This window comes from Haloactinomyces albus (assembly GCF_031458135.1).
GTDB lineage: Bacteria > Actinomycetota > Actinomycetes > Mycobacteriales > Pseudonocardiaceae > Haloactinomyces > Haloactinomyces albus.
Window position 1 is genome coordinate 4,804,294 of record NZ_JAVDXW010000001.1, and the last position, 13,790, is coordinate 4,818,083.

Below are 13,790 nucleotides of genomic sequence, written 5' to 3' on the forward strand. Positions count from 1 at the left end.
GTTCGAAAAGGCCACACATGCACGCTGTGAAGAAGGTGCTCGACAAGGTGCTTGCCGCAGTCTGCGTGCTGCTTTTCACCGTCCTCGTTCTCACGGTGTCGTGGCAGGTCTTCAGCAGGCAAGTGCTGAGCAATCCGAGTGAGTGGTCCGGAGCGTTCGCCAGGTACGTGTTCGTCTGGTTGGGCATGTTCGGTGCCGCACTCGTCTTCTCGGAACGTGGGCACATCGCGGTGGACGTGGTCGTCCGGAAGCTCCCCGAGCGGGTTCAGCGCGTGGTCGCCGTCCTCGTCCAGCTGACCATCATCGTGTTCGCCGCGGTGACGTTGGTCTGGGGCGGTCGGCGGGCCTCGCAGCTGGCTTGGGACCAGAACGTCCCGGGGATGCCGATCCCGATCGGAGTCGGACCGCTGTACCTGGTCATGCCCATCACCGGGGTGATCATCATGTTCTACGCCGTCCACCACGTGATCGCGGTCCTGCGCCATGCAGAGGCAACGGTCGAGGTCGACGACACTGCCGAGGCACTTTAGGAGGAGCGATGGATCCAGCAACGCTGGCAGGGCTCATCCTGCTCATCGGCATCGTCGTCCTGATCGCTCTCGGTGTGCCGATCGCCGTGGCCATCGGTCTCCCGTCCGTGTTGGCGACGATGGCACTCATCGGCCTCGACAACGCTGTTGTCGCCTCGTCCCAGCGCCTGTTCACCGGCATCAACTCGTTCACGCTGTTGGCCATCCCGTTCTTCGTTCTGGCCGGGGTGTTGATGAACAACGGTGGGATCGCCACCCGGCTCATCGACGCCGCCAAGGTTCTGGTGGGGCGGATGCCGGGATCGCTGGCCCAGACGAACGTGGTGGCCAACGCCCTGTTCGGCTCGGTGAGCGGGGCCGCGGTGGCTTCGGCCGCGGCCGTCGGGGGTGTCATGGGACCGCGGCAACGGGAGGAAGGCTACGACCGTGGTTTTTCCGCCTCGGTCAATGCGGCCTCGGCTCCGTCGGGGATGCTGATTCCGCCGAGCAACACCTTCATCGTCTACTCGTTGGTCAGCAGCACCTCGATCGCGGCCCTGTTCATGGCCGGCTACGGGCCAGGCATTCTGTGGGCACTGGCTTGCATGACGGTGGTGTTCCTGTACTCCCGGAAGCGCCCGGAGCTCCAAGGCACCGACCGCGTGACGTTCACGCAGCTCCTGGTGACTCTCCGGAAGGCCGTGCCGTCCTTGCTGATGATCTTCATCGTCATCGGCGGCATTCTGAGCGGTGTCTTCACGCCGACCGAGTCGGCGGTGATCGCCGTGCTCTACTGCCTGGTGCTGGGTTTTGCCTATCGCAACCTCACGGTGCGGGGTCTCCCCCGTATCCTTCTGGAGGCGACCAGGACAACCTCGATCGTCACGCTCCTGATCGGAGTCTCGTCGGCGTTGTCCTGGGTGATGTCCTTCGCCAGGATCCCGGGTATGATCTCGGATGCTCTCCTGGGGCTCACCGACAGCCCCACGGTCATCCTCATCCTCATGATGATCATGTTGCTGGTGGTCGGAACGTTCATGGACCCGACACCGGCCATCCTGATCTTCACACCGATCTTCCTGCCGATCGTCGAGGAATTCGGGATCGACCCGGTGCACTTCGGCATCATGATCGTGTTCAACCTGTGCGTCGGGACGATCACCCCACCGGTGGGCAACGTGCTGTTCATCGCTGCCAGGGTCGGGGAGTTGCGCGTCGAACCGGTCATCCGGCGGATCCTGCCGTTCCTCGCCGCACTGATCGCCGTGCTGTTCCTGGTCGTCTTCGTTCCGCAGGTCTCCCTGTGGCTGCCCACGCAACTCGGCCTGATCAACGGTGGCGGCTGACACTGCAGCGGACGTGTGTAGCCCTTGCGCCGCAGGACTTGCACCGTGCCGAGCCCTGCGGCGCAAGGCGTCGCCCGGGCGCCGCGAGCCCGACAGTTCCTACTGCCGGATCCTCTTATTCGCGCTCGCTCAGTCCGATCGCTGCGGCCGGGCACACGTCGGCGGCCTCCCGGACCGCGGCATGCTGTTGTTCGGAGGGTTCGGTCTCCAGCAGGACGACGATCCCGTCCTCGTCTCGCTGGTCGAACACCTCCGGTGCGATCATCACGCACTGGCCCGCACCGCAGCACTTGTCCTCGTCCACACTGATCTTCATCGTCGATGTCCCTTCGTTTCGACAGTGATTCGGGTATCGGCGAGGCCCTCGGAGGGACCTCGCCGGATGCCGTCGCGGTCAGGGCGCGGCCGGTGCCAGCCACAGCCCGGTGATCGCGTCGATCAGCCCGGTCGCGGTGTCGTGCCAGTTCGACCGGGGTGTGGGGGTGCCTTCCGCGAGCGCACGCTCACGCTCGGCGGGCATGTGCACCATCAGCTGGCGGGTCATGTCGGCTCGTTCGGCCCGCACCTCGGCAGGCAGTTCGGGAAGACACCGGTTGAGCCCGTCGAGGATCCGGTTCAGCGCGGGCGAGCCGAGGGATTCCTCGACCATGATCTCGCGCAGTGCGGGGTCGGTCATCACCTGGGCGCTGAACCGGGCGAACCAGGTGGGACAGCCGAGCGTGGCCAGGTGCTCGGCACTGGGACGCACCAGGCAGGCCACCCAGTCCCGCGCGTTCGAGCTGTCGCCGGTCTCGGCCAGCATTCGCTCGCGCAGCCGCTCGATCGGCTCGGTGTGCTTGCGTGCGATGGCACGCACCAGATCGGCCTTGGTGCCGAAGTGGTAGCCCACGGCGGTGTTGTTGCCCTGTCCGGCGGCCTCGCTGACCTGCCGATTGGACACGGCGAACATGCCGTGCTCGGCGAACAACCGTTCCGCTGCCGCCAGGATCGACTCCCGTGTCGTGCTGATCCGCTCTTCTCGGGTGGTCTTGCCTGCCATGGTCACCACCGGACCGGAACTTCGTTCAGCCCGCCGACGACGAGGCCCTCGACCCGGTGCAGATCCTCCGCGGCGACGGCGAGTTCCAACGAAGGAATCCGGCGCAGCAGCACGTCGAGCACGGCTTGCAGCTCGGTGCGGGCCAGCGCCTGTCCCAGGCACGAGTGCGCCCCGGAGCCGAAGGCCAGATGCGGATTCGGACTGCGGTCCAGCGCCATCTCGTCGGCGCCCTCGAAGGCGTCCTCGTCCCGGTTGGCCGCGGCCATGCTGCACACCACGGTCGTTCCCCGCGGGAGCCGAGTGTCGGCGACCTCGGCCTCCTCGGTGATGTACCGCGGCATACCGAAGCCGGGGTTGGCGTCGAACCGCAGGGCCTCTTCCACCGCGGTGCGTACCAGTGAGCGGTCGGCGAGAAGCTGTTCCCAGCGGCGCCGGTCGGCCAGCAGCATGGCCACCATCTTGCCGATCATGTTCGCGGTGGTCTCGTGCCCGGCGACGAGCAAGCCCTGGCCGGTGGAGACCAGCGCAGCGTCGGACAACCGGTCACCGCCGGAATCGGTGTCGGTGGTGAGCGTACTGAGCAGGTCGTCTCCCGGTTCGGCCCGCTTGGCAGCAACGTGGGCGGCCATGTATTCGACGAATTCGGCCTGTGCCGCCTCGACCTCGGCCTGGCCGTAGCGGGTCAGGTTGAGCAACGTGTCCGACCAGTAGGAGAACCTGTCCCGGTCGGAGTCCGGGACTCCGAGGAGGTTGCAGATCACCCACACCGGCAACGGGAATCCCAGGCTCGCCTTGAGATCGGCGGGATGGCCCTGCTTGAACATGTCGTCGATGAGATGCTCGGCCATCGTCTCGATCTCGGGTTGCAGTGCTTTCATGCGCTTGGCCGTGAACCACTTGGCCACCATGCGCCGCCACTGCTGATGTCCCTCACCCGTTTGCGGAATCGAGTCCGCGAGCGAGCTGTTGAACACCCCGCCCGATTCGTTGGCCGAGACCCGGGCCGCATCGTCGGCGTCGAGCTGCCGGGTGAACCGCGGGTCGGACAATACCCGCTTGACGTCCTGGTAGCGCGTGACCAGCGAGGCCTCGTCCCCGCTGGGCAGGTTCACCTTCGCCACCGGGCATTGCTGCCGCAGCCTCTCCCATTCCTGCGGCGGCTCCAGTGCTGCCGAGCCGGGAATCGGATAGTTCAGCGCCTGTTCCCCGTCACTGCCAACCACGATGGCCTCCTCGGAGTCGTCTCGGTGCATGCTCAGTCAACAGGCTACACTCTTCTAAGTCAAGCGATTGATTGAGATTCTTGTCCCGTTCCTCGACCGAGTCGGAGGCCGTACCGTGCCCCCTGCCAATACCGCCCCTTCCCGGGGCACCGCCCCGCCGCGGACGAACGCCGTCGTCGTGGTGCTGGCCTTTGCCGGGATCGTGGTCTCGCTGATGCAGACCCTGGTGATCCCGCTGGTCCCCGAACTGCCCCAACTCCTCGACGCCCCGGCCACGGGCACCGCCTGGGTGGTCACCGCGACGCTGCTCGCCGGCGCCGTGGCGACCCCGGCGGCCGGACGGCTGGGCGACATGTACGGCAAGCGGCGCATACTCCTGATCAGCCTGGCTTCGATGGTGCTCGGTTCGGCCATCGGCGGCCTCAGCGACTCGCTGACCCCCATGATCGTCGGACGGACCCTGCAGGGGTTGGCCGCCGGTGTCATCCCGTTGGGCATCAGCATCATGCGTGACGAACTGCCTGCCGAACGTTTGGGTTCGGCGATCGCACTGATGAGCGCCTCATTGGGCGTGGGCGGGGCACTCGGGCTTCCCGCCGCGGCTTTCCTGGCCGGGTACACGGACTGGCACGTGCTGTTCTGGGCCGCCGCGGTACTCGGCGCCCTGGCCATCGTGCTCGTGCTCACCATCGTGTCGGAGTCCTCGGTGCGCACCGGAGGACGCTTCGATCTGGTGGGTACGGCCGGGCTGTCGGTCGGGCTGGTGTGTCTGCTGCTGGCGATCTCCAAGGGCAGCGACTGGGGCTGGAGCAGCGGACCGACCGGCGGCCTGTTCGCCGCCTCGGTGGTCGTGCTGGTGCTGTGGGGCCGGTGGGAATTGCGCACCACCCGGCCCCTGGTGGACCTGCGCGTGACCGCGCGCCGTCAGGTGCTGTTGACCAACCTCGCCTCCACGGTTTTCGGGTTCGCGATGTTCGCGATGTCGCTGATCCTGCCGCAACTGCTGCGACTGCCCGAGGCCGCCGGCTACGGGATGGGGCGGAGCATGCTGGTCGTGGGCCTGGTGATGGCACCATCAGGCCTGGTGATGATGGCCATGGCACCAGTCTCCGCACGGATCTCGAAGGCCCGGGGCCCCAAGGTGACCCTGATGGTCGGCGCCGTCGTGGTCGCCGCGGGCTACGGTCTCAACATGGCGCTGATGTCGGCCATCTGGCAGCTCGTGCTGGTCTCCGCCGTGATCGGGGTCGGCATCGGACTGGCCTACGGGGCCATGCCCGCACTGATCATGGCCGCCGTGCCCGTGTCCGAAACCGCCGCCGCCAACAGCCTCAACACCCTCATGCGATCCATCGGCACCTCCCTGTCCAGCGCGGTGGCCGGGGTCGTGCTGGCACAGATGACCGTCACCCTCGGATCCGTGACCTTCCCCGCACAGAGCGGCTTCCGCGTGATCATGGGTATCGGCGCAGGCTCCGCCCTCATCGCCCTGGTCATCGCGGCCTTCCTGCCCCGTCGGCACCCGACCGAGGCCATGTCGGACTCGCGGACAGCCACCACGACGTCTGTCGAAACGTCCACCGCCGGATGACAGCGGCTCTTTCGCGGTGTGTGGTTGTGGCCGGAGGCGTCTCCTTCCGGGATCAGCGTGGAGAAGGGTGTCCGACGCCGATGCGGTCCAGGTCGTCTCCGGCGATGAACCGCCCCGAGAAGTCCTTCCTCGCCGGGGTGAGGCGCTGGGGCGGGATGTCGCCGGGGACATAGTGATTGAGCACGAGAGTGCCCGCGCCGGCTTCCTCGATCGAGGTGTGGGCGTTGAGGTGGTGCCGAGCGCGTGCCTGCTGCTCGGGGGTGGGGTTGTCGCCGCCGTAGCGGCTGCGGATCCATGCGGGATCGATGACCTCGTGCACGAGGACGTCGGTCCGGTGGGCCAGCCGGATGAGGTTGTCGCTCACGCCGGTGTCACCGGAGAAGACCACCGAACCGTCGTCGGTGTCGAACCGGAAGGCGAAGGACGGGAACATCGGGGCATGCCGCACGAGAGTGGCCGAAACGCGCACCCGGTCGTCCTCGAACACCGTGAACGGCGCCATCGACGGGTGCGGGTTGTCGTTCGGGTCGACCCCCAACCCTGTGGGCAGGGCGATGTCGTGCGGAGTCCACAGCGAGCGCGGGTCCGGGGCCAGGGTGTCGCGCATCCGGTCGTTGATGTCGGGGGCGAAGGCGGTGAAGATCCGCTCCGTGGTGCCGACGGTGCCGGGTTCGGGATTGTCCGGGCTGACCAGGGGAGGTGCGGGAGCGTCTCCGGCCACGGGAGGCAGTTCCCCGCGTGGACCCGGACCGTGGATGTCGACCGGGTTTTCGGGCGAGGAGAGCTTGTTGACCCAGCCGTGGACCAGCAGGTTCCCGTAGTCGACGATGTGGTCGGAGTGCAGGTGGGTGAGAAACACCGCGCGCAGGTCGTCCAATCCGGCCCGGGCGAACTGGCGCCCGGCCCCTTCGCCGCAGTCGACGAGATAGGTGGCGTCACCGACGACGACCGCGGAGGAAATACCGGCCCGCTCAGTGCCATCCCACCACAGGGGCCCGCCTGCGGTGCCGAGCAGCACGGCCTGCGTGCGGTGGCGCCGCGCGGCGGAATCCGAGGGAGTAACGGCTTGCGCAGGGGCGGACACCGCTGCCGCTCCGGCCACGGCGGCGCCGGTGGCGAACAGCGAGCGTCTGGACATCGACGGGGAAATGGGGCGCTCGTTCATGCGTTTCTCCAAGTGGAATCAGCGGTCGAGGAAAACTGTGCTTGTGTTCGTCCGCGATTGCCGTGAAAGCAGCGGATTATCTGTGGTGACCCGCACGTGAGGTCAATTCTGCTCGGCGAGGTCTTTTCAGGGCTGTGGACGGGCCGGAGCCTCTTCTTTCCGGCCGGTCCGCACGCGGATCAGGTCGGAGGCTCGTTCGGCCAGCGCGATGACCGTGAGGTGGATGTTGGCGCTGGTCACCTTGGGCATGATCGAGGCATCCACCACACGGAGGTTGGTGAATCCCCGGACGCGGCACCGCGGATCCACCACGGCGCCAGGATCATCCTCGCCTCCCATGCGCGCAGTGGAACAGGCGTGCACGACGTCCTTGACCTGTGCGAACACGGCCTCCCCCCCCTGGGGGCGCCGGGTTCGCCCACCATGATCCTGCGGAATGCCGACCGGGACATGAAGTCGAGCGCGCGCTCGACACCGTCGACCATCCGCGAAAGATCCGTCTCGTCCGTGAGCAGTCCGAGCTCGAGCACCGGATCGACGAACGGGTCGGACGACGGCAGTCGAGGCTTCCCCGGGAATGACTCTCGTTGAGCTGAACCGCCAGCCCGGAATCGGCATTGCCGAACCAGTAATTGTGGTTGGTGCCGAGAATGCACATGTCGTTCGGACCGGTATCCGGCATTCCCGAGGAGTAATGGACGGCGACGTTGGTCGGTCGCAGGTCTTGCGTCAAGTACCGTCCCTCGTGAGGAGTGAAGTCGATGAAGACGATGGCATGGTCCTGCAGTCCCACACCGACCGGTAGTTCGGCCACCTGACCGATGCCGAGCCGTCGGAGTTCGGATCCGGTCCCGATGCCACTGCGCAGCAGGACCGCGGGTGTGTGTACCGCCCCGGCGCTGACGATGACTTCGCCATCGGCAGCAGGCCGTACGACCGTGCCGCCGAGCAACCGAACGCCGGTAGCCCGGTCGCCTGCGGACTCCACCGCGACGACGTGGGCATCGCCCATGATGCACAGGTTGTCGCGCTCGCGGGCGGGATCGAGATAGCCGTGGTTGGTGGAGATCCGCAGACCGTCCCGGTTGCTGTTGCCGGGATAGCGAGCCACCCCCGTGCTGCCGGGAGCGTTGTAGTCGTCGAACCACGGAAGACCCGCTTCGCGGGCGGAATCGTGCAGGGCCCGGTCCACATCACCCCAGTACTCCTCGGGTTCGCGGATCACGGGGATGGGGCCACTGTTGCCGTGGTACGGCATGTCGCCGTAGTCGAGATCGGTTTCCATGCGGCTCAACGCGGGGAGAAACTCGGTGAACCCCCAACCTCGCGCGCCGTAGTCCTGTTCCCAGGCGTCCACATCGGCGGCCTCGGGGCGTACGGCGACGAGCCCGTTGACCGAGGAGCTGCCGCCGGCCCCGCGCCCCCTTTCGTGGGGCAGGGCCGGTTGGTCGGGACGACGCTTCGCCGTCACCCCATGCCAGTAGAGGTCGGGATTGAGGTCCTCGCGGCGCTCCATGGTCAGGCCGGTCTGCAGGGTGCGACCCCGCAGGAACTCGGGAATGTCGGCGCCACGGTAGTCCGGCCCGGCCGAACTCGATGCGGCCGGGCCTGCGCCGATGACCGGTTCAGTGCTGCGGAACGGCCTGTAGGTCGTTGTCCTTGCTTTCGGTGACGAACAGCAGCAGGATCGCGGCGCTGGCAAGGCAAATGGCCACCAGGTAGAGCATGACGCCGGAGACCGAACCGCCCGCCGATGCGGCCAGCGTGGCCACGATGACCGGGGTGAATCCGGCACCGAGCAGGCTCGCCAACTGGTAGCCGAGGGAGGCGCCGGTGTAGCGGGCCCTGGTGCCGAACTGCTCGGAGACGAACGCGGGCAGCGGCCCGAACGTCGCGCTCTGGCACAGCGACAGGCTGATCAGGAACGCGGCGATGACGAGGGGGAAACTACCCGACTCCAACATGGCGAACACCGGGTAGGTCACCACGATCATCGTGACGAGACCGGCCAGCATCACCGGACGGCGCCCGATACGGTCGGAGATCCAGGCGAACAGCAGGATGAAAAAGATCGCGGCGAACTGGCAGATCGCGAACGCCGCGAGGGCCTGTGACCGGGCCACGCCGTGCTCGGCGGCATGGTTGATCGCGAATGTCGAGAACAGCGCCTGCATCGCGAAGCCGGCCATGCAGACGAGTCCGCACAGAATCAGGTTCTTCGGGCGTTTCAACACGGAAACGAGCGGAATCCGCTCCTTTTTCCGGGCTTTTTCCTGCTTCTCCTGCTGCTGCACGGCCTCCCGGAACAGGGGGCTTTCGGACACCCTGGCCCGTACGAACAGGCCGATGCCCAGCATCACGGCCGAGAGCAGGAAGGGAATGCGCCAGCCCCAGGCCAGGAACTGCTCTTCGGGCAGCAGCCCGGCGATCGCGAGGGCAACGGTGCCGAGCGCCGCCCCGGTGGGAGCGCCTGCGTTGGTGAACGAGGCCGCGAAGCCACGGTGGGCACCTTTCACGTGCTCCAGCGACATGAGCGCGGCACCGCCCCATTCGCCACCCACGGCGATCCCCTGGCAGACGCGCAGCACGATGAGCATCACCGCCCCCCACGTTTCGATGGGCGGAATGAGGCCGATGAGCGTGGAGGCGCCTCCCATGATGCTCATCGACAGGATGAGCATCTTCTTGCGGCCGAGGACATCGCCGAAGTGGCCGAAGATGATGCCCCCGAGGGGGCGTGAGAGGTAGGCGACGGCGAAGGTCGCATACGAGGTGATGATGCCCAGTGCCGGACTCAGGTTCGCGAAGAACACCGGGCCGAACACCAGCGACGCGGCGGTCGCGTACAGGATGAAGTCGTAGAACTCGATCGTGCTTCCGAGGTAGCTCGACAGCACGACCCGTCTGACCTCCTTTCTCCGCTGGTTCGGAGAGGAAGCCGGAGGGGCTTGCACGGTCGTCATGAATACTCCATGGGGCCGGGGTCCGAGGGGAATGCGGAGGGTTGATCAAAAGGGGTAGTGCGGCACGTCGCCGCGCATGGTGATCCAGCGGGTCTCGGTGAACGCCTCGATGCTGTTCGCAGCACCGCCGAAGCGAGCACCGTTGCCCGAGGCCCCGAAACCGCCGAAGGGAATGTTCGCCTCATCGTCCACGGTCTGGTCGTTGATGTGGGCGATGCCGGTGGGCACCCGTTCGGCGATCGCGAGTCCCTGCGCGAGGTCGCGGGTGAAGATGCCCAGGGACAGGCCGTATTCGGAATCCGCGGCGAGCCGTACGGCCTCGTCGAGTGTCGAGAACGGCACGACCGGGGCCACGGGGCCGAACACCTCGTCGGCGTAGGCGGGTGCGGTAGTGGGAACGTCGGCGAGCACCGTGGGCCGGTAGCACAGCCCCTCGTAGGTTCCTCCTGCTGCCAGGCGTGCCCCGGCGTCGACCGAGGCGGTGACCATGTCGTGGATGATGTCCCGCTGCTGCCGGTCGATGACCGGACCGAGGGCGACCTGCTCGGTGGCCGGGTTCCCGACCGGCAGGGCCTCGGCTTTCTCCGCCAACCGGGAGACGTAGGCCTCGTAGTGGGACTCGTGGACGAGGTGGCGCCCGGTGGTCATGCAGACCTGGCCCTGGTGCAGGAAGGACCCGGCCGCACCGGCTGCGACGGTGGGTTCGAGATCGGCGTCTTCGGTGACGATGATGGCCGAGTTACCGCCGAGTTCCAGGTGCACGCGCTTGAGGTTGCGGGAGGCGGCCTCGCCGACGTGCCTCCCTGCGGCCGTGGAGCCGGTGAAGGAGACCACGCGGACGTGCGGGTCCTCGACCACCGCCTTGCCGACCTCGGTGTCGCCGGGCAGCACCGACAGTACTCCTTCGGGAAGGCCGGCTTCCTCGAAGATCCTCGCCAGGGCAATGCCCCCCGAGACGGCCGTGCGGACATCCGGTTTGAGCACCACCGCGTTGCCCAGGGCCAGCGCCGGTGCCACCGAGCGGATGGACAGGATGAGCGGAAAGTTGAACGGTGCGATGACACCGACCACACCGGCGGGCACTCGCCGCGCCATGCTCAACCGGGACTGCTCACTCGGCAGGGTTTCCCCGTGCGGATGCGACGGGAGGGCGGCCCCCTCGAAACATTCCTGCGCCGCGGCGTGCGTTTCCATCCGAGCCTTGGCGCGCAGCGAGCCCGCCTCGGCAATCAGCCAATCCTCGATCTCGGTGGCGTGCTGCTGCCAGAGCTCGCCTGCGCGGCGCAGCACCGCGGAGCGCTCGGTATGCGGCAGCGCCGCCCAGTCGCGCTGGGCCCGAGTGGCGCGTTCGGTGGCCCGGGCCAGGTCGCCGGGATCGGCCATACCGACGTTCCCCAGGGAGGTGCCCGTGGCCGGTGCGGTGACCTCGTGTTCGCCACCGCTGCCGCGGACCCAACCCGAGGCGTGGATCCTGCCGTTCCAGATGCTTTCGTCGAGCAGACCCATTACCGGCTCCTTCGTCATGACCGTTCGGAGTGTCGTGTCGTGCGGTTGCGGGAAATCCGATCCCGCTTCTTCATTCGTGTGCTGTCTCCGCCCGCCTTCAGCGGCTTCCTTCCGCCACGTGTGCGACGGCGCCGCTGGTGAGTAACTCCTGCGCCTGCGCCACGCCCCAGTCACCGAGAATCCGGCCGGGGTCGTCGTCGCCGGGGGCCGGGGGAGAGTGGGGGAGACCGGTACGGGTGCGGCTGAACCGTGGTGCCGGGGCCGGTTCGGGATGTCCGTCGCGGTCGACGAACGTCTCCCGGGCCCGCAGATGCTCGTGCTGCGGCGCTTCGTTCAGGGACAGCACCGGGTAGGCACAGGCATCGGCCCCGCTGAAGATCTCGGCCCACTCCTCGCGAGTGCGGGCAGCGAAGGACCCGGCCAGGCGTGCTCGCAGTACCGGCCATCGCGCGCGATCCCATTGCTCCGGCAGCTCCGGATCGCCGTCCAAACCCAGCCCGGCCAGGAGCCGGGCGTAGAACGGGGCCTCCAGGGCCGCCACCGCCATGTACCGCCCGTCGGAGGTCGCGTAGACGTCGACGAACGGGGCTCCGGAGTCGATGAGGTTCGTGCCCCGTTCGTCGCGCCACGCCCCTCCCGCCAGCAGGGAATACGGTGAGGTCATCAGGTGGGACACGCCGTCGACGATGGCCGCGTCCACCACTTGGCCCTGCCCGGAGTGGGTGGATTCCCACAGCGCGGCGAGTACGCCGGAGACGAGATACATGGCCCCGCCGCCGAAGTCGCCGACCAGGCTCAACGGGAGCTGGGGTGGCCCGCCCGCGCGGCCGATCGCGTGCAGCGCACCGGTCAGCGCGAGGTAGTTGGGATCGTGCCCGGCCCGCTGCGCCAGCGGACCGTCCTGACCCCATCCCGTCATCCGGCCGTAGATCAGCGCCGGGTTGTGTGCCCAGCAGTCCTGCGGACCGACACCGAGCCGTTCGGCGACCCCGGGGCGGTAGCCCTCGAGCAGCACGTCGGCCCGCTCGGCCAGTCCCAGCACGACCTCGGCCCCGCCCGGATGTTTCAGGTCGGCACTGATCATGCGCTTGCCGCGTTGCAGGGTGTCCCGGTGCGGGTCGACGGGCATCGTGAAACCCGCGCCTGCCCGCTCGACACGCACGACCTCGGCTCCCTGATCGGCCAGGAACATCGCCGCGAACGGGGCCGGGCCGAGCCCGGCCAGTTCCACCACTCTCAGACCCGACAGCGGTCCGGTGCGGTCGGTCATCGTCACTGCACCACCCGGCTGGTCTTGTCCCGGGTGATGTTGCGGGCGATGAAGTCCTCGTTCAGCTCGATACCGAAGCCAGGACCCTCGTTCGGATAGAGCTCGCCGCCGGAGAACACGGGAACGTTGCGGGCGATGTCGTCGGGAGTTCCCTCCGCGTCGGTGTCCCACTGGCCGTGGATGATCAGCGGCCCGAGATTTTCGTGGGTGAACTGCGAGGCCCACTGGTTGGCGATCATGAGGTGAGCCGAGGGGCTGGCTTCCAAACCCGAACCGATCATGCAGCCGCTCATCACCGGCATATCGGCAAGTCGGGCCATCGTCAGCCAGCGCTGTGCTTTCAGCAGCCCGCCTGCCTTTTGCATCTTGATGAACAGGCCGTCGGCGGCGCGGCGGTCGATGATCTCCTTGAGGTGGTGCAGTTCCTGGGCCGACTCGTCGGCGAAGATCGGGGTGCCGACCTTGTCCCGCAGGCGTGCCAGCCCCTCGATGTCCCAGTGCGGCAGCGGCTGCTCGATGCACTCGAGGTGGTAGGGGTCGAGCTTGCGCAGGGTTTTCAGGGCCTGGTCGTAGTTCCAGAACCCGTTGACGTCGACGGTCAGGCGCACGTCATCGCCGACCGCCTCGCGGACCGCCTTGACCGTGGCGACGTCGTCGTCGATGCTGCCGTGCCCGGTTTTCAACTTGATCAGGCAGAAGCCCTTCTCCAGCGCGGTCAGCGCCTCGGGCACGACCTGTTCGGGTGAACCGGCCGAGGTGACCCATCCCTGCACCGACGCCTCGGCGCACCGGCCGCCGAGCAACTGGTAGACGGGGACGTCGAGAAGCTTGCCCTTGAGGTCGTGCAACGCGAAGTCGACGGTGGCCTTGGCCTGGTTGTTCTCCCGGACGAACATGTCCATCCATCCGACGATCTTTTCGATGTCGCGCGGGTCCTGGCCGATCAGGAAACGTGGAGCGATGTGCTCACAGAGCATGCCGATGATCGATTCCTGTGTTTCACCCCGATACCACGTGGAGGTGTCGCCGGAATCGGCGAACCCGACGTATCCCTCGTCGGTGTGGACTTTCACCACCACGCTGTCGATACCGGTGATGTGGGTCCCCGGCATCACGAATGGCTTCTGCAGCGGTGTGGTGACCGGGAGCGCTTCGACCTTGGTGATCTTCATGATGAT

General features: G+C 67.3%; 13 protein-coding genes. 3 read left to right on the forward strand and 10 right to left on the reverse strand.

The window, feature by feature from the left end; genetic code table 11:
* The first annotated feature begins 17 nt into the window (after positions 1–17).
* Complete coding sequence (locus tag JOF55_RS22405) at positions 18–530, forward strand: TRAP transporter small permease (RefSeq protein WP_310277948.1); 513 nt, start codon at positions 18–20, stop codon at positions 528–530.
* 8 nt (positions 531–538) lie between these two features.
* On the forward strand, positions 539–1,855 hold the full coding sequence (locus JOF55_RS22410; protein ID WP_310277953.1) for a TRAP transporter large permease: 1,317 nt from the start codon (positions 539–541) through the stop codon (positions 1,853–1,855).
* Positions 1,856–1,970: 115 nt separating this feature from the next.
* Here the strand turns inward: JOF55_RS22410 and JOF55_RS22415 are convergent, their stop codons facing one another.
* From JOF55_RS22415 to JOF55_RS22425, 3 genes are all read right to left on the reverse strand, one after another.
* Positions 1,971–2,171 (reverse strand): ferredoxin, encoded by a 201-nt coding sequence (locus tag JOF55_RS22415; protein WP_310277955.1) that lies wholly within the window; start codon positions 2,169–2,171, stop codon positions 1,971–1,973.
* Positions 2,172–2,249: 78 nt separating this feature from the next.
* Entirely contained in the window at positions 2,250–2,894 is a 645-nt protein-coding gene (locus JOF55_RS22420; RefSeq protein WP_310277958.1) for a TetR/AcrR family transcriptional regulator, read from the reverse strand.
* Between the two features lie 2 nt (positions 2,895–2,896).
* Positions 2,897–4,147: a cytochrome P450 gene (locus JOF55_RS22425; RefSeq protein ID WP_310277961.1), complete on the reverse strand. Its 1,251-nt coding sequence runs from the start codon at positions 4,145–4,147 to the stop codon at positions 2,897–2,899.
* Between the two features lie 184 nt (positions 4,148–4,331).
* On the opposite strand from JOF55_RS22425, the gene JOF55_RS22430 reads away from it, so the two are divergent.
* Positions 4,332–5,708 carry an MFS transporter gene (locus JOF55_RS22430; protein WP_374727588.1) on the forward strand — a complete coding sequence of 459 codons (1,377 nt, stop codon included), beginning with the start codon at positions 4,332–4,334 and terminating at the stop codon, positions 5,706–5,708.
* Positions 5,709–5,760: 52 nt separating this feature from the next.
* Here JOF55_RS22430 and JOF55_RS22435 read toward each other — a convergent pair whose 3' ends face one another.
* The 7 genes from JOF55_RS22435 to JOF55_RS22465 all read right to left on the reverse strand — a co-directional run bounded on the left by JOF55_RS22435 (position 5,761) and on the right by JOF55_RS22465 (position 13,784).
* Positions 5,761–6,873, reverse strand: a complete 1,113-nt coding sequence (locus JOF55_RS22435; protein WP_310277966.1) for an MBL fold metallo-hydrolase — start codon at positions 6,871–6,873, stop codon at positions 5,761–5,763.
* Between the two features lie 126 nt (positions 6,874–6,999).
* The gene (locus JOF55_RS22440; RefSeq protein WP_374727328.1) at positions 7,000–7,260 is read right to left on the reverse strand and encodes a GMC oxidoreductase; all 261 of its coding nucleotides are present in this window, start codon (positions 7,258–7,260) and stop codon (positions 7,000–7,002) included.
* Entirely contained in the window at positions 7,196–8,575 is a 1,380-nt protein-coding gene (locus JOF55_RS22445) for a GMC family oxidoreductase N-terminal domain-containing protein (RefSeq protein WP_310277972.1), read from the reverse strand. Before JOF55_RS22445 ends, JOF55_RS22440 begins: the two co-directional genes overlap by 65 nt.
* The gene (locus JOF55_RS22450) at positions 8,499–9,836 is read right to left on the reverse strand and encodes an MFS transporter (protein WP_310277975.1); all 1,338 of its coding nucleotides are present in this window, start codon (positions 9,834–9,836) and stop codon (positions 8,499–8,501) included. The genes JOF55_RS22445 and JOF55_RS22450 overlap by 77 nt, the downstream gene beginning before the upstream one ends.
* A 45-nt stretch (positions 9,837–9,881) precedes the next feature.
* Positions 9,882–11,342: a benzaldehyde dehydrogenase gene (locus JOF55_RS22455; protein WP_310277978.1), complete on the reverse strand. Its 1,461-nt coding sequence runs from the start codon at positions 11,340–11,342 to the stop codon at positions 9,882–9,884.
* A 97-nt stretch (positions 11,343–11,439) separates the two neighbouring features.
* Positions 11,440–12,612, reverse strand: a complete 1,173-nt coding sequence (locus JOF55_RS22460; protein ID WP_310277981.1) for a CaiB/BaiF CoA transferase family protein — start codon at positions 12,610–12,612, stop codon at positions 11,440–11,442.
* A 2-nt stretch (positions 12,613–12,614) separates the two neighbouring features.
* Positions 12,615–13,784, reverse strand: coding sequence for a mandelate racemase/muconate lactonizing enzyme family protein (locus tag JOF55_RS22465; protein ID WP_310277984.1), 1,170 nt, complete (start codon positions 13,782–13,784; stop codon positions 12,615–12,617).
* Positions 13,785–13,790: the final 6 nt, after the last annotated feature.

Excerpts from the sequence above, each read along its gene's own strand:
- JOF55_RS22430 (WP_374727588.1), top strand. The coding sequence starts at position 4,332 with ATGCAGACCCTGGTGATCCCGCTGGTCCCCGAACTGCCCCAACTCCTC.
- JOF55_RS22455 (WP_310277978.1), bottom strand. The coding sequence starts at position 11,342 with ATGGGTCTGCTCGACGAAAGCATCTGGAACGGCAGGATCCACGCCTCG.
- JOF55_RS22425 (WP_310277961.1), bottom strand. The coding sequence starts at position 4,147 with ATGCACCGAGACGACTCCGAGGAGGCCATCGTGGTTGGCAGTGACGGG.
- JOF55_RS22465 (WP_310277984.1), bottom strand. The coding sequence starts at position 13,784 with ATGAAGATCACCAAGGTCGAAGCGCTCCCGGTCACCACACCGCTGCAG.
- JOF55_RS22405 (WP_310277948.1), top strand. The coding sequence starts at position 18 with ATGCACGCTGTGAAGAAGGTGCTCGACAAGGTGCTTGCCGCAGTCTGC.
- JOF55_RS22460 (WP_310277981.1), bottom strand. The coding sequence starts at position 12,612 with ATGACCGACCGCACCGGACCGCTGTCGGGTCTGAGAGTGGTGGAACTG.
- JOF55_RS22435 (WP_310277966.1), bottom strand. The coding sequence starts at position 6,873 with ATGAACGAGCGCCCCATTTCCCCGTCGATGTCCAGACGCTCGCTGTTC.
- JOF55_RS22450 (WP_310277975.1), bottom strand. The coding sequence starts at position 9,836 with ATGACGACCGTGCAAGCCCCTCCGGCTTCCTCTCCGAACCAGCGGAGA.
- JOF55_RS22410 (WP_310277953.1), top strand. The coding sequence starts at position 539 with ATGGATCCAGCAACGCTGGCAGGGCTCATCCTGCTCATCGGCATCGTC.
- JOF55_RS22420 (WP_310277958.1), bottom strand. The coding sequence starts at position 2,894 with ATGGCAGGCAAGACCACCCGAGAAGAGCGGATCAGCACGACACGGGAG.
- JOF55_RS22415 (WP_310277955.1), bottom strand. The coding sequence starts at position 2,171 with ATGAAGATCAGTGTGGACGAGGACAAGTGCTGCGGTGCGGGCCAGTGC.